The organism is Pseudomonas sp. RL (assembly GCF_000647775.1).
Taxonomy (GTDB): domain Bacteria; phylum Pseudomonadota; class Gammaproteobacteria; order Pseudomonadales; family Pseudomonadaceae; genus Serpens; species Serpens flexibilis.
On sequence record NZ_JBOY01000006.1, the window covers coordinates 50075 to 72838 of the forward strand.

Below are 22764 nucleotides of genomic sequence, written 5' to 3' on the forward strand. Positions count from 1 at the left end.
GCGCGGAACGTCTACGACCGCGCCTCGGGTGGCGCCTGTACCACCAGCAGCAGGCCACAGCAGGCCATGGCCAGGTAGCTGAACATCTGCCAGTAGTCGGACACGAGCCAGCCGGCGCGCGCGGCGAAAAAGCCAAGCGCCAGCAGCAGCACCGCCAGCAGCAGCTGGCCGCGCATATCCTTCCACACGGCCCGCACGCCCAGCGCGACGGCCAGACTCAGCGCCTGCAGCAGCACGCAGACCACCGCAAAGCCCACCAGCAGCGGCCGCAAGCCGTTCGCCACCTCCTGCACCAGCAGCGGCGCGAGGCCGATCTTGCCGAGTGCCGGCAGCAATACGAAGTGCAGCAGCCACAGGCCGCCGACCCAGAATGTCTGGGCCAGCTGCCAGGCGATCACCGGCGCGCGCAGGCGCGGCGGATCAGACGTGACGGACTTCGACAATCTCGTACTCGACCACGCCACTGGGGGTGCGCACCGTCACCACGTCGCCTTCGGACTTGCCGACCAACGCGCGGGCGATCGGCGAGCTGACCGACAACTTGCCGGACTTGATGTCCGCCTCGTCGTCACCGACGATCTGGTAGGTCACTTCCTCGTCGGTTTCGACGTTCACGATGTCCACTGTGGTGCCGAAGATCACCTTGCCGGTATGCGGAAGGGTCGAGACATCGATGATCTGGGCGTTCTGCAAACGCCCCTCGATGTCACGGATGCGCGCCTCGGCCAGCCCCTGCTGTTCGCGGGCGGCGTGGTACTCGGCGTTCTCCTTCAGATCCCCCAGCTCACGCGCTTCGGCGATGGCCTGGCTGATCTTCGGGCGCTCCGCCTTGAGGATCTTCAGCTCTTCTTCCAGGGCGCGAGCGCCCTGGACGGTCATCGGGTATTTCGTCATGCCTTGATTCCTGCGTGCAGATCCTGCAGCCGGCGCACGGTCCGCTCGGGACCGAACTTGATGGCCTCACAGACTGCCTGACCACCCGCCAGGGTGGTGGTGATGCAGACCTTGTGCTGCAGGGCGTTACGACGGATGGAGTAAGAATCGGCGATCGACTGGCGCCCCTCGGTGGTGTTGATGATCAGGGTCACTTCCTCGTTCTTGATCATGTCCACCACATGCGGACGGCCTTCGGTCACCTTGTTGACGCGGCGCACCGGCAAGCCAGCCGCCTCGATCACCTTCGCGGTTCCGGCAGTAGCCACCACTTCGAAGCCCTGAGCGATCAGGTCACGCGCCACATCGGCCACGAAAGGCTTGTCGTCCTCTCGCACACTGATAAAGGCGCAACCGCCGGTGGGCAGGATTTCGCTGGCACCCAGCTGAGCCTTGGCAAAGGCCTCGGCGAAGCTGTCGCCGACACCCATGACTTCGCCGGTGGATTTCATTTCCGGGCCGAGGATGGTATCCACCCCGGGGAACTTGGCAAAGGGGAACACGGCTTCCTTGACGCTGAAGTACTCCGGAATGATTTCCTGGGTAAAACCGGTTTCCTGCAGGGTCTTGCCGGCCATGACGCGGGCCGCGACCTTGGCCAGCGATTCGCCGATGCACTTGGACACGAACGGCACGGTACGCGAAGCGCGCGGGTTCACTTCCAGGACATAGATGTCGTCGCCCTGAACGGCCATCTGCACGTTCATCAGACCGACCACACCCAGCTCCAGCGCCATCTTCTTCACCTGGTCGCGGATTTCGTCCTGAATGTGCTGGGGCAGCGAGTAAGCCGGCAGCGAGCACGCCGAGTCGCCGGAGTGGATACCGGCCTGCTCGATGTGCTGCATGATGGCGCCGATCACCACATCCTTGCCATCGCATACGGCATCGATATCCACTTCGATGGCCGAATTCAGGAAATGGTCCAGCAGTACCGGGCTGTCGTTGGAGACCTTCACCGCCTCGCGCATGTAGCGCTTGAGCTCTTCTTCCTGGTAGACGATTTCCATCGCCCGGCCGCCCAGCACGTAGGACGGACGCACCACCAGCGGGAAGCCGATGGCCTTGGCGTGCGCCAGGGCTTCGTCTTCGCTGCGTGCGGTGGCGTTCTGCGGCTGGCGCAGGTTCAGGCGCTGCACCATCTGCTGGAACCGCTCACGGTCTTCGGCGCGGTCGATGGCGTCCGGGCTGGTGCCGATGATCGGCACGCCGGCCTCTTCCAGAGCGCGGCACAGCTTCAGCGGGGTCTGGCCACCGTACTGCACGATCACGCCCTTGGGCTGCTCGACGCGGCAGATTTCCAGCACGTCTTCCAGGGTCACCGGCTCGAAGTACAGGCGATCGGAGGTGTCGTAGTCGGTGGAGACGGTTTCCGGGTTGCAGTTGACCATGATGGTCTCGTAGCCGTCTTCACGCATGGCCAGCGCGGCATGCACGCAGCAGTAGTCGAACTCGATGCCCTGGCCGATGCGGTTCGGACCGCCACCGATGACCATGATCTTGTCGCGGCTGGACGGGTTGGCCTCGCACTCTTCCTCGTAGGTCGAATACATGTAGGCGGTGTCGGTCTGGAACTCGGCGGCGCAGGTGTCGACGCGCTTGTAGACCGGCAATACCTTCAGCTTGTGACGGTGGCTGCGCAGGCTTTTCTCGCTCACGCCCAGCAGGGTCGCCAGGCGGGCATCGGAGAAGCCCTTGCGCTTCAGGCGGAACATCAGGTCACGGTCGATGCTGGCCAGGCCGAGGGTCTTGACCCGCTCCTCTTCCTTGACCAGGTCCTCGATCTGCACCAGGAACCAGGGGTCGATGTTGGTGAGTTCGAACACCTCGTCGACGGTCTTGCCGGCGCGGAAGGCATCGGCCACATACCAGACGCGCTCGGCGCTGGGCACGGTCAGCTCACGCTTGAGGACGCTCTCGGCTTCCGGATCGGCCAGGTCCAGCTTGGGATCGAAACCGGTGGCGCCGACTTCCAGGCCGCGCAGCGCCTTCTGCATGGATTCCTGGAAGGTACGGCCGATGGCCATGACTTCGCCCACCGACTTCATCTGGGTAGTCAGACGAGCGTCGGCCTTGGGGAATTTCTCGAAGGCGAAACGCGGCACCTTGGTGACCACGTAGTCGATGGCCGGCTCGAAGGACGCCGGGGTGCGACCGCCAGTGATGTCGTTGCTCAGTTCGTCCAGGGTGTAGCCAACGGCCAGCTTGGCGGCGATCTTGGCGATCGGGAAACCGGTGGCCTTGGAGGCCAGCGCCGAGGAGCGCGACACGCGCGGGTTCATCTCGATGACGACCATGCGGCCGTCCTTCGGGTTGATGCCGAACTGCACGTTGGAGCCACCGGTCTCCACGCCGATCTCGCGCAGCACTGCCAGCGAGGCGTTGCGCATGATCTGGTATTCCTTGTCGGTCAGCGTCTGCGCCGGGGCCACGGTGATGGAGTCGCCGGTGTGCACGCCCATCGGATCGAAGTTCTCGATGGAGCAGACGATGATGCAGTTGTCCTTCTTGTCGCGGACAACTTCCATCTCGTATTCCTTCCAGCCGATCAGCGATTCGTCGATCAGCAGTTCCTTGGTCGGCGACAGATCCAGACCGCGGTTGCAGATTTCCTCGAATTCCTCACGGTTGTAGGCGATGCCGCCACCGGTGCCGCCCATGGTGAAGGACGGACGGATGATGCACGGGAAGCCCACCTGGTCCAGGACGCCGTAGGCTTCCTCCATGTTGTGGGCGATGCCGGAACGCGGGCACGCCAGCCCGATGTCACGCATGGCCTTGTCGAAGCGCGAACGGTCCTCGGCCTTGTCGATGGTGTCGGCGTTGGCGCCGATCATTTCCACGCCGAACTTTTCCAGCACGCCGTGGCGTTCCAGGTCCAGGGCGCAGTTCAGCGCGGTCTGGCCGCCCATGGTCGGCAGCAGCGCGTCAGGGCGCTCCTTCTCGATGATCTTGGCCACAGTCTGCCACTTGATCGGCTCGATGTAGGTGGCGTCGGCCATGGCCGGGTCGGTCATGATGGTGGCCGGGTTGGAGTTCACCAGGATGACGCGGAAGCCTTCCTCGCGCAGGGCCTTGCAGGCCTGGGCGCCGGAATAGTCGAACTCGCACGCCTGGCCGATCACGATGGGGCCGGCGCCGAGGATCAGAATGCTTTTGAGGTCTGTACGTTTTGGCATGGGAGTCTCGTAGCGGTAATCAGGTCAGGGTTGCGGTGGCCAGCTTCACGCCAAAGCCGACGAACAGGGCGCCCACGCCGCTGGTGGCGCTGGCGGCCAGACACTGCCGTCGGCGGAACCAGTGCGCCAGGCGGGCGCCGGTAAAGATCAGGAGGCTCAGGTAGCTGAGACTGATGATTTGCAAAATCGCGCCCAGCACCAGGAACGACAATCCCGGATGGGCGTAGGCCGGGTCGACGAACTGGATGAAGAAGGACACGAAGAACAGGATCGCCTTGGGGTTCGACAGGCTGAGCAGCAGGGCGCGACGGAACGGCTGACCCAGGTCCTGCTCGGGTTCGACCCGTGCATCCGCGGGATGCCGCCACTGGCGCCAGGCGCCGCGCAACATGCCAATGCCGATGTAGCAGAGGTATGCGGCACCCAGGTACTTGAGCCCGGTGAACAGCATCGGCTCGGCCTTCAGAAGCGAAGCAACGCCCAGTGCGGCGGCCAGCATCAGCAGGGTATCGCCGACGAACACGGCGGCGGCGGCGCTGTAACCCGCCGCGATACCGCGACGCGCCGCGCTGGCCAGCACGAACATGGAGTTCGGGCCGGGCAGCAGGATCACCAGCACCGTCCCCAGGACATAGGTCCAGAGGTCGACGATTCCCAGGCTTGCCAGCATGCGCGACAGCCCTTATTGCTTGCGGGCCGCCATGGCGGCGACGAAGCGGTCGAACAGCGGAGACACGTCGTTCGGGCCGGGGCTGGCTTCCGGGTGTCCCTGGAAGCTGAAGGCGACCTTGTCGGTGCGCTCGATACCCTGCAGGGTGCCATCGAACAGCGACTTGTGGGTGGCGCGCAGGTTGGCCGGCAGGGTGGCTTCGTCGGCACAGAAACCATGGTTCTGGCTGGTGATCATCACCACGCCGCTGTCGAGGTCCTGCACCGGGTGGTTGGCGCCATGGTGGCCGCAAGCCATCTTCACGGTCTTGGCGCCGGAGGCCAGGGCCAGAAGCTGGTGTCCCAGGCAGATACCGAACACCGGGATGTCGGTTTCCAGAATGTCCTGGATCGCCTTGATGGCGTAGTCGCACGGCTCCGGATCGCCTGGGCCGTTGGACAGGAACACACCGTCAGGATTCAGCGCCAGCGCCTCGCTGGCCGGTGCCTGGGCGGGCAGCACGGTCACCCGGCAGCCGCGTTCGACCAGCATGCGCAGGATGTTGCGCTTCACGCCGTAGTCATAGGCCACCACGTGGTACGGCAGCTGCTCGGCGGGAATTTCCGGATGGCTGTCGGTCTGTAGCGACCACACCGAGGAGCGCCATTCGTACGGCGCCTTGGTGCTGACCACCTTGGCCAGATCCAGCCCCTTCATGCCCGGAAATGCCCGAGCCAGCTCGAGCGCCTTTTCTTCGGTCGCATCCGCACCAGTCAGGATGCAACCGTTCTGAGCGCCCTTTTCGCGCAGGATGCGCGTCAGGCGACGCGTATCGATCCCGGCGATGGCCACGGTACCGTTTGCCTTCAGGTAGGCATCCAGCGGCTGCTTGTTGCGCCAGCTGCTGGCCAGCAGCGGCAGGTCGCGGATGATCAGGCCGGCGGCCCAGACCTGGCTGGACTCGGCATCTTCCGGCGTGGTGCCGGTATTGCCGATGTGCGGATAGGTCAGGGTGACGATCTGCTGGGCATAGGACGGATCGGTGAGAATTTCCTGATAGCCGGTCATGGCGGTGTTGAACACTACCTCGCCGACGGTATGCCCATCGGCGCCGATGGATTCGCCGCGAAAAATGCTGCCATCAGCAAGGGCCAGAATCGCTGGCGTAGTGGCTGGCGTAGTCAAGAGACCTCCGGTAAATCTGCCTGGTGCGTACGCAGGTTGTAAAAAAGCGGGATGACGTGTGAAGGTCATCCCGCTTTTTTTGAATTCGGCCATCTGCGTAACTTTAGTGGACACACTAAAGCGCGAATCATACAGAAACGGCCTTTTTGGGTCTACCCAAACTGCAGACCGATGCGTGACCGCTCAGCGCAGGCCCAACACATCCTGCATGTCATACAGGGCCGGCGCGCGACCCTGCAGCCACAACGCCGAACGGACGGCGCCCTTGGCAAAGGTCATGCGGCTGGATGCCTTGTGGGTAATTTCCACCCGCTCGCCGTCGGCGGCGAACAGAACGGTGTGGTCGCCCACCACATCGCCGGCGCGCACGGTGGCGAAACCGATGGTTTCCCGAGCGCGCGCACCGGTCTGCCCTTCGCGTCCGTAGACCGCCACTTTCCGCAGATCGCGACCCAGCGCCTCCGCCACCACCTCACCCATGCGCAGCGCAGTACCCGACGGCGCATCGACCTTGTGACGGTGGTGGGCCTCGATGATCTCGATGTCCACGTCGTCCCCGAGTACCCGGGCCGCGGTGTCGAGCAGCTTCAGGCACAGGTTCACCCCGACGCTGAAGTTGGCGGCGAAGACGATCGGGATCTGCTTGCCCGCCTCGGCCAGCCGCTGCCTTTCTTCAACCGAAAAACCGGTGGTGCCAATGACCATGGCCTTGCCGGCCTGACGGCAGATCTCCAGGTTCTTCAGGGTCACGCTCGGATGGGTGAAATCGATCAGCACATCGAAGCTGTCCACGGCGGCGGCGAGATCACCGCTCAGGGTTACCCCCAGACGACCCAGGCCGACCAGCTCGCCGGCGTCGGCGCCGATCAGGCTGCTGTCGGGCCGGTCGATGGCGGCGGCCAGCTCGGCGCCTTCCGCCTGGCGGACCGCCTCGATCAGGTTCTTGCCCATGCGCCCGGCGGCGCCCATCACTGCAATTCGCATATACCCAAGCTCCACACTGCCGGCCGTCGCAGCAGGCGAGTGCCCGCTGCCGGCGCAGGATTCAAAGATCGTCGAAGAACCGCTTCATGCCCTCGAACCAGCCACTGGCACGAGGGGAATGGGAGCTGTCGCTCTGCAGGCTGCGGCGGAACTCTTCGAGCAGCTCGCGCTGATGCTTGTCGAGCTTGACGGGTGTTTCCACCACCACCCGGCACATCAGGTCGCCCGCACTGCCGCCACGCACCGGGGTCACGCCCTTACCGCGCAGGCGGAACAGCTTGCCGGTCTGGGTGCCTTCCGGAATTTTCAGCTTGACCCGGCCATCCAGGGTCGGCACTTCGAGCTCGCCACCCAGCGCCGCGTCGGCGAAGCTGATCGGCACCTCGCAGTACAGGTCGCGACCGTCGCGCTGGAAAATGTCGTGCTCGCGCACGTTGACCACCACGTACAGGTCTCCGCTCGGACCGCCCTGGGCGCCCGCCTCGCCTTCGCCCGCCAGGCGGATGCGGTCGCCGGTATCGACACCGGCCGGCACCTTGACCGACAGGGTCTTGTGCTCCTCGACGCGGCCCTGGCCATGGCAGTCGCCACAGGGGTCGGTGATCATCTTGCCACTGCCATGGCAGCGCGGACAGGTCTGCTGCACCGAGAAGAAACCCTGCTGCATACGCACCTGACCGATGCCGCCACAGGTGCTGCAGGTGGTCGGGCTACTGCCCTTCTTGGCACCGGAGCCGCCACAGGTCTTGCAGTTGGCCAGGGTCGGCACGCGAATGGTCACCGTGGTGCCGCGCACCGCCTCTTCCAGGCTCAGCTCCAGGGTGTAGCGCAGGTCGCTGCCCCGTTGCGGGCCGCCACGCTGGCCCCCACGGGCACCCCCGAAGAAGTCGCTGAACACGTCACCGAAGATGTCGGAGAAGCTGGCGCCGCCGGCAAAGCCCGCGCCAGCGCCACCCATCTGCGGATCGACACCGGCATGGCCGTACTGATCGTAGGCCGCGCGCTTGTTGGCATCGGAGAGCACCTCGTAGGCCTCGTTGGCCTCCTTGAATTTCTCTTCCGCCGCCTTGTCGTCCGGATTGCGATCCGGATGGTACTTCATCGCCAGGCGTCGATAGGCCTTCTTCAGCTCGGCGTCGTCGGCGCCCCGCTCGACACCCAGCACTTCGTAATAGTCTCGTTTCGCCATTTCTCTCGAATTCCTCTGACACACCCTCCAGACACGCCAACGCGGGAGAGGGCTCCCGCGTGGCGAGTCAGGGGCGCGCGACCACGGTCACGCGCATGAGGCGGAAGCAAACGTGACGTTTACTTGTTGTCCTTGACCTCTTCGAACTCGGCGTCGACTACGTCGTCACCCGCGTCCTTGGCCTTGCCGTCGGCCGGCTGAGCCTGTTCGGCCTGGGCCTGCTCGGCGTACATCTTCTGCGCCAGCGGCGCGGTGGCCTGGGACAGCGCGTTCATCTTGGCCTCGATCTCGGCCTTGTCATCGCCCTTGATGGCGACTTCCAGGGCGGCGATGGCGGCTTCGATGGCGGACTTCTCCTCGGCGGTGGCCTTGTCGCCGGCCTCGGTGATCATCTTGCGGCTGGCGTGGGCCAGCTGATCACCCTGGTTGCGCGCGGTCACCAGCTCTTCGAACTTGCGGTCTTCCTCGGCGTTGGCTTCAGCGTCGCGCACCATCTTCTCGATCTCGTCATCGGACAGACCGGAGCTGGCCTTGATGACAATGGACTGCTGCTTGCCGGTGGCCTTGTCCTTGGCGGACACGTGCAGGATGCCGTTGGCGTCGATGTCGAAGGTGACCTCGATCTGCGGCACGCCGCGCGGCGCCGGCGGAATGTCGGCCAGGTCGAACTTGCCCAGCGACTTGTTCTGCGCGGCCTGCTTGCGCTCGCCCTGCAGCACGTGGATGGTCACCGCGCCCTGGTTGTCGTCGGCGGTGGAGAACACCTGCGACTTCTTGGTCGGGATGGTGGTGTTCTTGTCGATCAGCGGGGTCATCACGCCACCCAGGGTTTCAATGCCCAGGGTCAGCGGGGTGACGTCCAGCAGCAGCACGTCCTTCACGTCACCAGCCAGCACGGCGCCCTGAATGGCGGCACCCATGGCCACGGCTTCGTCCGGGTTGACGTCCTTGCGCGGTTCCTTGCCGAAGAACTCGGCAACGGTCTTCTGCACCAGCGGCATGCGGGTCTGGCCGCCGACCAGGATCACCTCGTCGATCTTGCCCACGTCGATGCCGGCGTCCTTCAGCGCGGTGCGGCACGGCTCGATGGTGCGCTGCACCAGATCCTCGACCAGCGACTCCAGCTTGGCGCGGGAGATCTTCACGTTCAGGTGCTTCGGACCGGTCTGGTCTGCGGTGATGTACGGCAGGTTGACGTCGGTCTGCTGCGCGGAGGACAGCTCGATCTTGGCCTTCTCGGCGGCTTCCTTCAGGCGCTGCATGGCCAGGGCGTCGCCCTTGATGTCCATGCCCGACTCCTTCTTGAACTCGTCGACGAGGTAGTCGATCAGGCGCATGTCGAAGTCTTCGCCACCCAGGAAGGTGTCGCCGTTGGTGGCCAGCACTTCGAACTGGTGCTCGCCGTCGACTTCGGCGATCTCGATCACCGACACGTCGAAGGTACCGCCACCCAGGTCATAGACGATCACGGTGTGGTCACCGCGCGACTTGTCCATGCCGTAGGCAAGGGCCGCGGCGGTCGGTTCGTTGATGATGCGTTTGACGTCCAGACCGGCGATGCGACCGGCGTCCTTGGTAGCCTGACGCTGGCTGTCATTGAAGTAGGCCGGCACGGTGATCACCGCTTCGGTGACCGGCTCGCCGAGGTAGTCTTCGGCGGTCTTCTTCATCTTCTTCAGCACTTCGGCGCTGATCTGCGGCGGCGCCATCTTCTGGCCCTTCACGTCCACCCAGGCGTCACCGTTGTCGGCCTTGATGATCTTGTAGGGGACCAGCTTGATGTCCTTCTGCACCACGTCCTCGTCGAAGCGCCGACCGATCAGGCGCTTCACGGCGAACAGGGTGTTGTGCGGGTTGGTGACCGCCTGGCGCTTGGCGGACTGGCCGACCAGGATTTCGCCATCGTTGGTGTAGGCGATGATCGACGGGGTGGTACGGCCACCTTCGGCGTTCTCGATGACCTTGGCGGTGCCGTTTTCCAGGATGGAGACGCAGGAGTTGGTGGTCCCCAGGTCAATACCGATGATTTTTCCCATTTTCAATTCTCCAGAATCGGGTGGTGCCTGCGTCCCCGCCAGGGCCGCCGCGGCTCAAATGTGCTTGGTGAAACAGATGGGGTCGGCCCGATGGATTTCAAGCCTTTTCGTTGATCGAAGACGGCGTGTCGGCCGGTGCCTTGCTGACCACGACCATCGCCGGGCGCAGCAGGCGACCGTTGAGCAGGTAGCCCTTCTGGAACACCTTGAGCACGCTGCCCGGCTCCAGCGTGGCGCTTTCTTCCATCGCCATGGCCTGGTGATGCTCGGGGTTGAAGGGCTCGCCCTGCGGATCGAGCTGCTCCAGCTGGTGGCGCTTGAGGCTGTCGAGCAGCAGCTTGTGGGTCAGCTCCATGCCTTCACGCACCGCCTTGCTGGCCTCGTCGTCCGGACGGGTCAGCTCCAGGCCACGCTCCAGGCTGTCGACCACGGCGAGCAGATCGCCGGCGAACTTTTCCAGGGCGAACTTGTGGGCCTTTTCCACGTCCTGTTCGGCGCGGCGGCGCACGTTCTGCATATCGGCGGCGCTGCGCAGCACCTGATCCTGGGCGGCGGCCAGCTGCTCTTCCAGCTCCAGCACGCGCGCCTGCAACGCCTCGGTGTCCTGCTCGCCGGCGGACGGTTCGGCGTTGGGGGTTTCCAGGTTCTGTTCATCCACCATTGGGGGTCTCCTCTAGACGAAGGGATGCCGGCCGGGCCGGCGCCGAATGCAGTCCTATATGGGGACGGTGAAACCTTCTTCAAGGGGGCGCGGAGAAATGCTTGAAGGCGACTCACCGACCACTGTATAAATAGCCAGCCTGGCGAACCTGGGGAGCCTTCCATGCTGGTCCATCTGTCCATTCGCAACTACGCCATCGTCGATCAACTGGATCTGGAACTGCGCAGCGGCATGAGCGTCATCACCGGCGAAACCGGTGCCGGCAAGTCGATCATGCTCGACGCGCTAGGCCTGGCGCTGGGCGATCGCGCCGACAGCAGCGTGGTACGCCCCGGTACCGACAAGGCGGACATTCTCGCCAGCTTCGACGTCTCGCAGATTCCCGAAGCCCAGGCCTGGCTGCGCGAGCGCGACCTGGAGCAGGACGGCCCGTGCATCCTGCGCCGGGTCATCACCGCTGAAGGTCGCTCGCGCGCCTACATCAATGGCACGCCGTGTCCGCAGGGCGACCTCAAGGCGCTCGGCGAACTGCTGATCGACATCCACAGCCAGCACGAACACCAGTCGCTGCTCAAGACCGATACCCACCGCCGCCTGCTGGATGCCTATGCCGGCGCCGGCGAGCTGGCCCGTCAGGTATTGCTCGCCGCGCAGCGCTGGCGGCAGACCCGCCAGGAGCTGGAACGGGTGTCCAGCAGCGGCGACGAACAGCGCGCCCGCCACCAGTTGCTCAGCTACCAGCTCGAGGAGCTGGAAGCGCTGGCGCTGGGCGAGCAGGAACTGGAGCAGCTGGAAGAAGAACACAAGACCCTGAGCAACGCCGAGCATCTGCTCGGCGCCTGCCGCCAGGTGCTGGACCTGTGCAGTGAAAGCGACGCCGGCAACGTGCTGTCCGCGCTGAACGCCAGTCTGAACCGGCTGACCGCCTTCAGCCCGAACGCCGGCGCCATGGCCAGCGCCGTCGAGTTGCTGGCCAGCGCACAGATCCAGGTCGAGGAAGCCATCGGCGAGCTGAACCGCTTCATCGACCACTTCGATGCCGATCCCGAGCGCCAGCAACAGCTGGAGGAGCGCCTGGACAGCATCTATACCCTGGCCCGCAAGCATCGCGTGCAGCCCGGCGAACTGGGCGAGCTGCAGCAGCGACTGCTGGAGGAGCTGGAAAGCCTGAACGCCGATGACCAGGCTCAGGATCGCCTGACCGAAGAGCTGGCTGCCTATGCCCGTCACTATCAGGAGAAGGCCGAAGAACTCAGCGCGCTGCGTCATCGCGCCGCCAGCGAACTGAGCAAGGCCGTGGAAGTGGAAATGCAGCGCCTGGGCATGCCCGGCGGACGCTTTCAGATCGAGCTGCGTGCCAACGCCACGGACGAACCGCATCCGGCCGGGCTGGAACAGGTGGAATTCCTGGTCAGCGCCAACCCCGGCCAGCCGCTGCGCGCCCTGGCCAAGGTGGCTTCCGGCGGCGAACTGTCACGCATCAGCCTGGCCATCCAGGTCATCACCGCGCAGACCTCGCGCGTACCGACGCTGGTGTTCGACGAGGTGGACGTCGGCATCGGCGGCCCGACCGCCGAAGTGGTCGGCCAGCTGCTGCGCCGCCTGGGCGAACGCGGCCAGGTGTTGTGCGTGACCCACCTGCCGCAGGTCGCCGCACAGGGGCATCAGCACCTGTTCGTGCACAAGCAGCGCGGCCGCTCGGACACCAGCACCGCCGTAGCGCACCTGGAGCGCCAGCAGCGTATCGAGGAAGTCGCGCGCATGCTCGGCGGGGTCGACCTCACCGACGAATCCCTGGCCCACGCCGCGAAGCTGCTGGCCAACGCGCAGGAATAAGGCCCGGCTGCGCCGTGGGAGCGGACTTGTCCGCTCGCGAATCAATTCGCTCCCGCAGGGTGCCGAGCCAACGCGCCAATGAAAAAGGCGACCCTGGGGTCGCCTTTTATCGGAACCGTTGCGCGCCGGTCAGGCTTTCTTGCGTACGTACAGCACCAGGTTGTGGTCCACCAGCTCGTAGCCGTGCTCGGCGACGATTTCGCGCTGGCGCTTTTCGATCTCATGGTCCATGAATTCGATCACTTCACCGGTTTCCACACAGACCATGTGGTCATGGTGCTCACCATCCGAAAGTTCGAAGACCGCATGGCCGCCATCGAAATTGTGACGAGTTACCAGGCCGGCCGATTCGAACTGGGTCAAGACCCGGTAGACGGTGGCCAGGCCGACATCCTCGCCCGCTTCCATCAGTGCCTTGTACACATCTTCGGCACTCATGTGGCGCTGATCGGTCGTATCCAGCATCTGCAGGATCTTGACGCGCGGCAGGGTGACCTTGAGGCCAACCTTGCGCAATTCGTTGTTTTCTACCATGTCAGTTTCTCATGCTCTGTTTCGCAGCATCCGTCATGCGGGTATGATCCGGAGCCTCGAATTCCCGGCCAAGATAGTGGAAGTCAGCCCCCGATGCAAAACACCAAGCTCCTGCTTTCCAGTTTCAGCCTGACGGCATTCTTGGCAGTTGCCGGCTGTTCCTTCCCTGGCGTTTACAAGATCGACATCCAGCAGGGCAATGTCGTGACGCAGGACATGATAGATCAGTTGCGTCCCGGAATGACCCGGCGCCAGGTGCGGTTTATCATGGGCAACCCCATGATTACCGATACCTTCCACCCCAATCGCTGGGACTATCTGTACAGCATCCAGCCCGGCGGCGGCGAGCGACGCCAGGAACGTGTCAGCCTGGAATTCGACGCTCAGGATCGCCTGACCACCATTTCCGGCGACTTCCGCCCCGGCCAAAGCCGGGACGAAGCCATCCTGGGCAGCAGCCCGCGCAATTAAGGCTGTTCGGCCTTCGCCTGCGCCGCCTTCGCGGCGCGCTGCTTGCGCACTTCCTTGGGGTCGGCGATCAGCGGGCGGTAGATTTCCACACGCTCTCCCTCCTCCACGGCCCGCTCCTCCGGCTTGGCGACGGCCTTGCCGAAGATGCCCAGCGGACAGGTGTGCAGATCCAGCTCCGGGAAGAACACTTCCATGCCGGAGCGCAGGGCCACGTCGCGCACCGTGGTGCCGACCGGCACGCTCAGGCGCAGCAGCTTCTGGCGCTCGGCCAGTGCATAGACGACCTCGACGGCAATCTGATTCGACTTATCCATGGAGTTGCTTGGCCCTTTGGCAGAAGGCATCGACCAGCGTGTTAGCCGCCTGGTTGAACAGTGGTCCCAGCGTGGCCTTGATCAACGGCCCGTCATAGTCGAAGGCCAGATCCAGACTGATCTTGCAGGCCTTGTCGGTCAGCGCCTTGAAGTGCCAGACACCGTGCAGCTGCTTGAACGGCCCCTGTTCCAGATCCATGACGATGGACTCGCCGGGCGTGAGCTGATTGCGCGTGATGAAGCGCTGGCTGACGCCGCCCTTGGCCACCGTCAGGCTGGCGCGCATCTGACCGGCGTCGCTCTCCAGCACTTCGCTGGCCGAACACCAGGGCAGGAACTGCGGATAGCTCGCAACATCGTTGACCAGATCGTACAGCGCCTGCGCCGGATACGGCAGCAGCGCCGAGCGTTGAATATGCGTCGTCATGCAGAGCCTTCATTGCGGACCGGCACCCGGAGGGTGCGCGTAACAGGCCGCATTGTCGGGGATTCGTTTTGCCCCCTCAAGTTCTATGCGCCCGGTCACACGCAGGAGCACGCCTGAAAAGCTGCGTGGACAGTCGCCAGCGCAGCCGCCAGTCCCTATAATGCGCGCCCTATGGCTAAGCAAAAGAAACAACAGCAGGGCAGCATCGCGCAGAACAAAAAGGCGCTGCACGATTATTTCATCGAACAGAAGTTCGAGGCCGGCCTGGCCCTGGCCGGTTGGGAAGTTAAAAGCCTGCGTGCCGGCAAGGCCCAGCTGGTCGACAGCTACATCCTGCTCAAGGATGGCGAGGCCTGGCTGATGGGTTGCCACATCACGCCGCTGAAGACCGCCAGCACCCACGTGATCGCCGATCCGACGCGCACGCGCAAGCTGCTGCTGCATGCGCGCGAGCTGGAGAAGATCACCGGCGGCGTCCAGCAGAAGGGCTACACCTGCGTCGCCCTGTCGCTGTACTGGAAGCAGCACCTGGTCAAGTGCGAGATCGCCCTGGCCAAGGGCAAGAAGGAATACGACAAGCGCCACACCGAGAAGGAACGTGACGCCGATCGTGATATCCAACGCGCCATGCGCAGCAAGGGCAAGGACGCCTGATCCACTCCTGCCTCAGGTAAGCAGGGTCCGCTCCCGGTGCCTGCGCTGCGCACGTGCCAGCCGCTGCGCTTCTTCCCGCCCCTCCGCCAGGACTTCCTGCACATAGTCGATGTGCCGGTGAATCACCTCGCGCGCCTGCTCGGCCTGGCGCGCCATGATCCTTTCATAAAGCTCGCGGTGCTGGCTCATCAGCATCTGGCGGGTCTCGTCGCGCAACGCATACATGCCGCCGATGTTGGTCACCACGTTGCGCTTGAGCAGATCGAACAGCCCGCGCATGGTGTGCAGCAGCACTGCATTGTGGCTGGCTTCGGCAATTGCCAGATGGAACCCGGCATCGGCGGCGCCCTCCTCGGTACGGCAGACAACATCACGGTCATAGCACGCCTGCAGCGTTTCGAAGGCCTCCGTCAGCCGCTGGCGATCCACCTCAGTGGCCCGCTGAGCCGCGTAATAGGCGCAGCTGCCCTCCAGGGTATGGCGGAACTCCAGCAGATCGCGCTGGGCATCCTCGTTGTTCTCCAGCAGCTGCAGCAGCGGGTCGCTGAAGGTGCTGCCCAGGGTCTGCGCCACATAGTTGCCGCCGCCGTGCCGACTGGTCAGCAAACCCTTGGCGACCAGCTTCTGGATCGCCTCGCGCAATGAAGGCCGGGACACGCCGAACTGCTCCGCCAGCGCCCGCTCCGCCGGTAGCCGCTCCCCGACCTTGAAGGTTCCCTCGAGGATCATCGCCTCCAGCTGGGCCACGATGTCGTCCGCCAGCCGACGCTGGCGCACCTTGTTTAGCTCCACACTTGCTCTCCGCAAAATTGGCCTGACCACTTTTCGTCGGGTCAAAGCCTAACCACTCGCAAAGGTCCCCAGCAAGGGCTCTTTCTACGACCTACGTCTATCTGCACAGGATTGACGCGGCAAACCGTCACTGCGTAGCCTGACCACTCGCAACGCGTAATTGGTATTACCAATTTACAAAAACAACAACGAGGACTCTGCTATGCATCAGCACACCGCTTCCATGCCTGCGGCCCTGCGCCTGCACCTCGCGCGAGGAGCCTGACCATGTCGAACGGATTGCTCGCCCTGTGCGCCTTCTCGCCCATCCTGCTCGCCGCCATCCTGCTGATCGGCCTGCGCTGGCCCGCACGCCGCGCCATGCCAGTGGTGTTCCTGCTCACCGCAGGCATCGCACTGTTCGTCTGGGACATGAGCTTCAACCGCGTGCTGGCTTCTACCCTGCAGGGCCTGGTGATCACCACCGGTGTGCTGTGGATCATCTTCGGCGCCATCCTGTTGCTCAACGCCCTCAAGCATTCCGGGGGTATTACCGCGATTCGCGCGGGTTTCGCCACCATCAGCCCTGACCGCCGCATCCAGGCCATCATCATCGCCTGGCTGTTCGGCTGCTTCATCGAAGGCGCCTCCGGCTTCGGCACTCCGGCCGCGATTGCCGCTCCGCTGCTGGTGGCCATCGGATTCCCGGCGCTGGCCGCCGTCATGCTCGGCATGATGGTGCAGAGCACACCGGTGTCCTTCGGCGCGGTCGGCACGCCGATCATCATCGGCATCAACGGCGGCCTGGACACCGCCACCATCGGCGCCCAGCTGGTCGCCCAGCAATCCAGCTGGGACGCCTTCCTGCAGCTGATCACCAATGAAGTGGCGATCCTGCACGCGCTGACCGGCACCCTGATGCCGGTGATCATGGTGCTGATGCTGACACGTTTTTTCGGCAAGGAAAAAAGCTGGAAAGCCGGCTTCGAGGCGCTGCCGTTCGCGCTGTTCGCCGGCCTGGCCTTCACTGTGCCCTACGCCTTCACCGGCATTTTCCTCGGCCCGGAATTTCCCTCGCTGCTCGGCGGGCTGATCGGCCTGGCCATTGTCACCTTCGCCGCGCGCATGGGCTTCCTGGTGCCGAAGAAGACCTGGGATTTCGCCGACGCCCGCGAGTGGCCCAGCGAATGGCTCGGCAGCGTGGAAATGAAGCTTGACGAGCTGACCGCCAAACCGATGAGCACCCTGCGCGCCTGGCTGCCCTACGTGCTGGTCGGCGCCCTGCTGGTGCTCAGCCGCACCGTGCCGGAAATCGGCGCCTTCATGAAATCCGTGGTGCTGCTGTTCCCCAACATACTCGGCGAAACCGGCGTGAACGCCGACTTCATGCCGCTGTATCTGCCCGGCGGCATCCTGGTGCTGGTGGTGCTGGCCACCTTCTTCCTGCACGACATGAAGGTCCGCGAGCTGGGCGCGGCCCTGGGCGAATCCAGCAAGGTGCTGCTCGGCGCCGGCTTCGTGCTGCTGTTCACCGTGCCGATGGTGCGCATCCTGATCAACTCCGGCGTCAACGGCGCTGAGCTGGCCAGCATGCCGATCACCATGGCGCGCTTCGTGGCCGACAGCGTGGGCGGCATCTACCCGCTGCTGGCGCCGACCATCGGCGCGCTGGGCGCCTTCATCGCCGGCTCCAACACGGTGAGCAACATGATGCTCAGCCAGTTCCAGTTCGGCGTCGCCACCAGCCTGGGCGTTTCCAGTGCGATGATCGTCGCCGCCCAGGCAGTCGGCGCCGCCGCGGGTAACATGGTGGCGATCCACAACGTGGTGGCCGCCTCCGCCACGGTGGGCCTGCTGGGTCGCGAGGGCACCACCCTGCGCCGTACCATCTGGCCGACCCTGTACTACCTGCTGATCTCGGGCCTGCTGACCCTGATCGCGATCTACGTGCTGGGCATCACCGACCCGTTGGTCGGCGTGTAAGGCATAACCGGACCTGTTCCGCCCAAGGCGGACAGGTCCCCCGCAACACTCAACCGGGCCAAGCCGATGAGCGACCTTTTCTACGACGCAGCCCCCAACGCCACCCGCGTGGCGCCGCCGCTGCCCACTCCACGCCAGTATCCGGCCAAGCCGCAGCAGGTGTACCTGTTCGGCACCTGCGTGGTCGACCTGTTCTTTCCCGAGGCCGGCCTGGACGCCATCCGCCTGCTCGAACGCGAAGGCCTGCGTGTGCACTTCCCCCAGGAGCAGACCTGCTGCGGCCAGCCGGCCTACACCAGCGGCTACACCGAGGAAGCGCGCAAGGTGGCGCGCGCACAACTGGCGCTGTTCGCCAACGACTGGCCGGTGGTGGTGCCGTCCGGCTCCTGCGCCGGCATGTTGCGCCATCACTACCCGGAACTGTTCAAGGACGAGCCCGAGACCCTGGCGCAGGTGAAGGCGCTGGCCGAGCGCACCTTCGAGCTGGCCGAATTCCTCCTGCATGTCTGCCGGGTCGAGCTGCAGGACCAGGGCGAACCGGTCCAGGTCGCCCTGCACACCTCCTGTTCGGCGCGCCGCGAGATGAACACCCACCTGCACGGCCGCGCCCTGCTCGCCCAGTTGCAGCGGGTCGAGCGCGTCGAGCACGACCATGAAAGCGAATGCTGCGGCTTCGGCGGCACCTTCAGCGTGCGCATGCCGGACATCTCCGGCGCCATGGTGCGCGACAAGACCCGCGCCCTGCAGGATTCCGGCGCCGCGCAGGTGATCAGCGCCGACTGCGGCTGCCTGATGAACATCAACGGCTCGCTGGAACTGCAGGACAGCCCGCTGCGCGGCCAGCACCTGGCCAGTTTCCTCTGGCAGCGCACCGGAGGCCGTCCATGAGCCAACGCATCCCCGTCGTCGAACTGAGCAGCCGTGACCTGAAGCGCAACGCCCGCCAGGCGCTGGGCGACACCCAGCTGCGCGGCAACATGCGCTCGGCCATGGACTCGCTGATGGCCAAGCGCCTGGCCTCGATGCCCGACGAGTACGAGCGCGAGCACCTGCGCGAGATGGGCAACCATGTGCGCGCCCGCGCGCTGTCCAAGCTGCCCGAGCTGCTGGAGCGCCTGGAAGCCAACCTGACGCGCAACGGCGTGAAGGTGCACTGGGCCGAGACCGTGGACGAGGCCAACGCCATCGTCCTGGCGATCGCCCAGGCCCACCAGGCCCGGCAGGTGATCAAGGGCAAGTCGATGGTCAGCGAGGAAATGGAGATGAACCATTTCCTCGAAGGCCACGGCATCGAGGCCCTCGAGTCCGACATGGGCGAGTACATCATCCAGCTCGACCACGAGAAGCCCACCCACATCATCATGCCGGCGATCCACAAGAACGCCCGCCAGGTGGGCTCGCTGTTTCGCGACACACTCGGCATCGACTACACCGAAGACGTCGACACGCTGATCCAGACCGGCCGCCGCGTGCTGCGCGAGAAGTTCTTCGCGGCCGACATCGGCGTCTCCGGGGTCAACTTCGCGGTGGCGGAAACCGGCACCCTGCTGCTGGTGGAAAACGAAGGCAACGGCCGGATGTCCACCGGCGTACCGCCCGTGCACATCGCCGTCACCGGCATCGAGAAGGTGGTGGAGAACCTGCGCGACGTGGTGCCGCTGCTCTCGCTGCTGACCCGCTCGGCGCTCGGCCAGGGCATCACCACCTACGTCAACATGATTTCCGGGCCGCGCCGCGCCGACGAACTGGACGGCCCGCAGGAAGTACACCTGGTGCTGCTGGACAACGGCCGCAGCCAGGCCTTCGCCGACGGCGAGCTGCGCCAGACGCTGAACTGCATCCGCTGCGGCGCCTGCATGAATCACTGCCCGGTGTACACGCGCATCGGCGGCCAGGCGTACGGCACTGTCTATCCGGGACCGATCGGCAAGATCATCTCGCCGCACCTGATGGGCCTGGAAAACACCCCGGACCACCCCTCCGCGTCGTCGCTGTGCGGCGCCTGCGGCGAGGTCTGCCCGGTGAAGATTCCGATCCCCGCGCTGCTGCGCCGCCTGCGTGAGGAGAACATCAAGAAGCCCGACGACCCGCACCGCGTCATGCGTGGCCAGGGCAGCAAGTACTCGGCGACCGAACGCCTGGTCTGGCAGGGCTGGCGACTGCTCAACACCTCTCCGCTGCTCTATCGGCTGTTCGGTTTCTTCGCCACCCGCTTGCGCAGCCTGACGCCGAACATCGGCCCCTGGGCGCAGAACCACGCCGCCCCGAAACCGGCGGCCCGTTCGCTGCACGAACTGGCGAAACAGCACCTGGAGGGCAAGTGACATGTCTGCCAAAGCCAACATCCTCGCCAAGCTGCGCAACAGCCTGGCCGGCACCCAGCCGCTGGTCGACGATTTCGACGAGGCCCTGGTGACCGAGCCCTGGCGCTACGCGCCGGAGCAGCGCGTGCCGCGACTGCGCCAGCTGATGGAGGCGGTGCACACCGAAACGCACCTGACCACCCTGGCCGACTGGCCGGCGCTGCTGGAACGGCTGCTGACCGAAAAACAGCTGGGCAGTCTGCTGATCGCCCCGAGCACGCCGTGGGGCGCGCAGCTTGCCGAGCACTTCGCCGGCCGCAGCGATGCGCCGCACCTGAAAGCCTATGACCGCCCCGTCGAGGAATGGAAAGCCGAGCTGTTCAACGACACCCCGGCCAGCCTGACCGGCACCCTGGGCGCCATCGCCGCCACCGGCAGCCTGATCCTCTGGCCGACCCGCGAAGAACCGCGGCTGATGAGCCTGGTGCCGCCGGTGCACTTCGCCATCCTCAAGGCCAGCGAGGTGTACGACAACTTCTACGAGGTGCAGCAGAAGCAGCAGTGGGCCGGCGGCATGCCAACCAACGCCCTGCTGGTCTCCGGCCCTTCGAAGACCGCCGACATCGAGCAGGTGCTGGCCTACGGCGCCCACGGCCCGAAGGATCTGATCGTGCTGATTCTGGAGGACGCATGAGCCTGCCCGCCGCCTTTCGCCAGGCCGTCGAGGCGCTGATTCCCCGCGAGCGGCTGTTCGACGACCCGCTGTCCACCCTGGCCTTCGGCACCGACGCCAGCTTCTACCGGCTGATCCCCAAGCTGGTGGTGCGCGTCGAATCCGAAGCCGAAGTGATCGAACTGCTCAGGCTGGCCACGGCCGAGCAGGTGCCGGTGACCTTCCGCGCCGCCGGCACCAGCCTGTCCGGCCAGGCGATTTCCGACTCGGTGCTGATCGTGCTGGGCGAGCGCTGGAACGGACGCGAGATCCGCAACGGCGGCGCGCAGATCCGCCTGCAGCCCGGCGTGATCGGCGCCAGCGCCAACGCCGTGCTGGCCCCGCTGGGCCGCAAGATCGGCCCCGATCCGGCCTCCATCAACGCGGCGAAGATTGGCGGCATCGTTGCCAACAACTCCAGCGGTATGTGCTGCGGCACCGCCCAGAACAGCTACAAGACCCTCGCCGGCCTGCGCCTGGTGCTGGCCGATGGCACCCTGCTGGACACGGAGGACCCGGCCAGCGTCGCCGCCTTCCGGCACAGCCACGCGGCGCTGCTCGAACAACTGGCCCGACTGGGCAGGGAAACGCGCGCCAACAGCGCGCTGGCCGAGCGCATCCGCCACAAGTACCGGCTGAAGAACACCACCGGCTACTCGCTCAACGCCCTGGTCGACTACGACGACCCGCTCGACATCCTCACCCACCTGATGGTCGGCTCGGAGGGCACGCTGGGCTTCATCAGCGCGGTGACCTACCACACCGTGCCCGAACATCCGCACAAGGCCAGCGCGCTGATCGTCTTCCCGGACGTGGAGAGCTGCTGCCGCGCCGTGCCGGTGCTGCGCCAGCAGCCGGTTTCCGCGGTGGAACTGCTCGACCGCCGCAGCCTGCGCTCGGTGCAGGACAAGCCCGGCATGCCGGACTGGGTCAGGGCGCTGTCCGCCGGCGCCTGCGCGCTGCTGATCGAGTCGCGCGCCGCCAGCCAGTCGCTGCTGCACGAGCAGATCGCACAGATCATGGCCGCCCTCGGCGGCTTCCCGGTGGAGCGCCAGGTCGCCTTCAGCGAGGACCCGGCGGTCTACAACCAGCTGTGGAAGATCCGCAAGGACACCTTCCCGGCGGTCGGCGCGGTGCGCCGCACCGGCACCACGGTGATCATCGAGGACGTCACCTTCCCGGTCGAACAGCTGGCCGAGGGCGTCAACCGCCTGCTCGAGCTGTTCGACCGCCACCATTACGACGAGGCGATCATCTTCGGCCATGCCCTGGAGGGCAACCTGCACTTCGTGTTCACCCAGGGCTTCGACAGCGAGGCGGAAAAGGCCCGCTACGCGGCCTTCATGGAGGACGTGACGCAGCTGGTCGCGGTGGAATTCGGCGGCGCGCTGAAGGCCGAGCACGGCACCGGGCGCAACATGGCGCCGTTCGTCGAGCTGGAATGGGGGCACGACGCCTACCAGCTGATGTGGGCGATCAAGCGCCTGCTCGACCCGCGCGGCATCCTCAACCCCGACGTGGTGCTCAGCGAAGATCCGCAGATCCACCTGAAGCACCTCAAGCCGCTGCCGGCCGCCGACGAGATCGTCGACAAGTGCATCGAATGCGGCTTCTGCGAACCGGTGTGCCCGTCCAACGGGCTGACCCTGACCCCGCGCCAGCGCATCGTCATCTGGCGCGACATCCAGGCGAAGAAGCGCGCCGGCGTCGACACCACGGAACTGGAGCGCGCCTACCGCTACCACGGCATCGACACCTGCGCCGCCACCGGGCTGTGCGCTCAGCGCTGCCCGGTCGGCATCAACACCGGCGATCTGGTGCGCAAGCTGCGCGCCGCCACGGCGGACCATCGCGGCACCGCCGACTGGCTGGCCGAACATTTCGCCGCTGCCCTCAAGGGCACGCGGCTGACGCTGGCCGCCGCCAACGGCGCGCGCCGCCTG

20 protein-coding genes and 1 pseudogene are annotated in these 22764 nt (G+C 65.4%); 8 read left to right on the forward strand and 13 right to left on the reverse strand.

What is annotated here, in order from left to right; genetic code table 11:
- Positions 1-11 precede the first annotated feature (11 nt).
- The 9 genes from AS93_RS0101840 to grpE all read right to left on the reverse strand — a co-directional run bounded on the left by AS93_RS0101840 (position 12) and on the right by grpE (position 10816).
- Complete coding sequence (locus tag AS93_RS0101840) at positions 12-443, reverse strand: hypothetical protein (RefSeq protein ID WP_027588992.1); 432 nt, start codon at positions 441-443, stop codon at positions 12-14.
- Entirely contained in the window at positions 421-894 is a 474-nt protein-coding gene (greA, locus tag AS93_RS0101845) for a transcription elongation factor GreA (protein ID WP_027588993.1), read from the reverse strand. The genes AS93_RS0101840 and greA overlap by 23 nt, the downstream gene beginning before the upstream one ends.
- On the reverse strand, positions 891-4112 hold the full coding sequence (gene carB / locus AS93_RS0101850) for a carbamoyl-phosphate synthase large subunit (protein ID WP_027588994.1): 3222 nt from the start codon (positions 4110-4112) through the stop codon (positions 891-893). Before carB ends, greA begins: the two co-directional genes overlap by 4 nt.
- 19 nt (positions 4113-4131) lie before the next feature.
- Entirely contained in the window at positions 4132-4779 is a 648-nt protein-coding gene (gene leuE, locus AS93_RS0101855) for a leucine efflux protein LeuE (RefSeq protein ID WP_155956094.1), read from the reverse strand.
- A gap of 15 nt (positions 4780-4794) precedes the next feature.
- Complete coding sequence (carA, locus tag AS93_RS0101860; protein WP_027588996.1) at positions 4795-5946, reverse strand: glutamine-hydrolyzing carbamoyl-phosphate synthase small subunit; 1152 nt, start codon at positions 5944-5946, stop codon at positions 4795-4797.
- 183 nt (positions 5947-6129) lie between these two features.
- Positions 6130-6930, reverse strand: a complete 801-nt coding sequence (gene dapB, locus AS93_RS0101865; RefSeq protein WP_037008391.1) for a 4-hydroxy-tetrahydrodipicolinate reductase — start codon at positions 6928-6930, stop codon at positions 6130-6132.
- Positions 6931-6991: 61 nt separating this feature from the next.
- Entirely contained in the window at positions 6992-8119 is a 1128-nt protein-coding gene (gene dnaJ, locus AS93_RS0101870; protein WP_027588998.1) for a molecular chaperone DnaJ, read from the reverse strand.
- A 119-nt stretch (positions 8120-8238) separates the two neighbouring features.
- The gene (gene dnaK, locus AS93_RS0101875) at positions 8239-10155 is read right to left on the reverse strand and encodes a molecular chaperone DnaK (RefSeq protein WP_027588999.1); all 1917 of its coding nucleotides are present in this window, start codon (positions 10153-10155) and stop codon (positions 8239-8241) included.
- A 97-nt stretch (positions 10156-10252) separates the two neighbouring features.
- The gene (grpE, locus tag AS93_RS0101880) at positions 10253-10816 is read right to left on the reverse strand and encodes a nucleotide exchange factor GrpE (protein WP_027589000.1); all 564 of its coding nucleotides are present in this window, start codon (positions 10814-10816) and stop codon (positions 10253-10255) included.
- A gap of 162 nt (positions 10817-10978) precedes the next feature.
- Here grpE and recN point away from each other — a divergent pair, with 162 nt between their 5' ends.
- Positions 10979-12652 carry a DNA repair protein RecN gene (gene recN, locus AS93_RS0101885; RefSeq protein ID WP_027589001.1) on the forward strand — a complete coding sequence of 558 codons (1674 nt, stop codon included), beginning with the start codon at positions 10979-10981 and terminating at the stop codon, positions 12650-12652.
- A gap of 129 nt (positions 12653-12781) precedes the next feature.
- Here the strand turns inward: recN and fur are convergent, their stop codons facing one another.
- Positions 12782-13186, reverse strand: a complete 405-nt coding sequence (gene fur, locus AS93_RS0101890) for a ferric iron uptake transcriptional regulator (protein ID WP_027589002.1) — start codon at positions 13184-13186, stop codon at positions 12782-12784.
- A 93-nt stretch (positions 13187-13279) separates the two neighbouring features.
- On the opposite strand from fur, the pseudogene AS93_RS18565 reads away from it, so the two are divergent.
- Positions 13280-13639, forward strand: a pseudogene (locus tag AS93_RS18565) (outer membrane protein assembly factor BamE); the annotation flags it as partial.
- A 14-nt stretch (positions 13640-13653) separates the two neighbouring features.
- Here the strand turns inward: AS93_RS18565 and AS93_RS0101900 are convergent.
- Together AS93_RS0101900 and AS93_RS0101905 are read right to left on the reverse strand one after the other, a co-directional pair.
- Positions 13654-13971, reverse strand: a complete 318-nt coding sequence (locus AS93_RS0101900; RefSeq protein ID WP_027589003.1) for an RnfH family protein — start codon at positions 13969-13971, stop codon at positions 13654-13656.
- Entirely contained in the window at positions 13964-14398 is a 435-nt protein-coding gene (locus AS93_RS0101905) for a type II toxin-antitoxin system RatA family toxin (RefSeq protein ID WP_027589004.1), read from the reverse strand. Before AS93_RS0101905 ends, AS93_RS0101900 begins: the two co-directional genes overlap by 8 nt.
- A gap of 171 nt (positions 14399-14569) precedes the next feature.
- On the opposite strand from AS93_RS0101905, the gene smpB reads away from it, so the two are divergent.
- Positions 14570-15052, forward strand: coding sequence for an SsrA-binding protein SmpB (gene smpB, locus AS93_RS0101910; protein ID WP_027589005.1), 483 nt, complete (start codon positions 14570-14572; stop codon positions 15050-15052).
- A 12-nt stretch (positions 15053-15064) separates the two neighbouring features.
- On the opposite strand, the gene AS93_RS0101915 is transcribed toward smpB, so the two are convergent.
- A complete protein-coding gene (locus tag AS93_RS0101915; protein WP_027589006.1) occupies positions 15065-15844 on the reverse strand; it encodes a GntR family transcriptional regulator in 780 nt (259 codons plus the stop codon).
- Positions 15845-16111: 267 nt separating this feature from the next.
- Between AS93_RS0101915 and AS93_RS0101920 the strand changes: the two genes are divergently transcribed.
- The 5 genes from AS93_RS0101920 to AS93_RS0101940 all read left to right on the forward strand — a co-directional run.
- A complete protein-coding gene (locus tag AS93_RS0101920; protein ID WP_027589007.1) occupies positions 16112-17806 on the forward strand; it encodes an L-lactate permease in 1695 nt (564 codons plus the stop codon).
- Positions 17807-17872: 66 nt separating this feature from the next.
- A complete protein-coding gene (locus AS93_RS0101925; protein ID WP_027589008.1) occupies positions 17873-18694 on the forward strand; it encodes a (Fe-S)-binding protein in 822 nt (273 codons plus the stop codon).
- A complete protein-coding gene (locus AS93_RS0101930) occupies positions 18691-20130 on the forward strand; it encodes a LutB/LldF family L-lactate oxidation iron-sulfur protein (protein WP_027589009.1) in 1440 nt (479 codons plus the stop codon). The genes AS93_RS0101925 and AS93_RS0101930 overlap by 4 nt, the downstream gene beginning before the upstream one ends.
- Position 20131: 1 nt before the next feature.
- Positions 20132-20803 carry a lactate utilization protein gene (locus AS93_RS0101935; protein WP_027589010.1) on the forward strand — a complete coding sequence of 224 codons (672 nt, stop codon included), beginning with the start codon at positions 20132-20134 and terminating at the stop codon, positions 20801-20803.
- Positions 20800-22764, forward strand: a 1965-nt coding sequence (locus AS93_RS0101940; protein ID WP_027589011.1) for an FAD-binding and (Fe-S)-binding domain-containing protein, incomplete at its 3' end; no start/stop codon positions are given. The genes AS93_RS0101935 and AS93_RS0101940, both read left to right, overlap by 4 nt.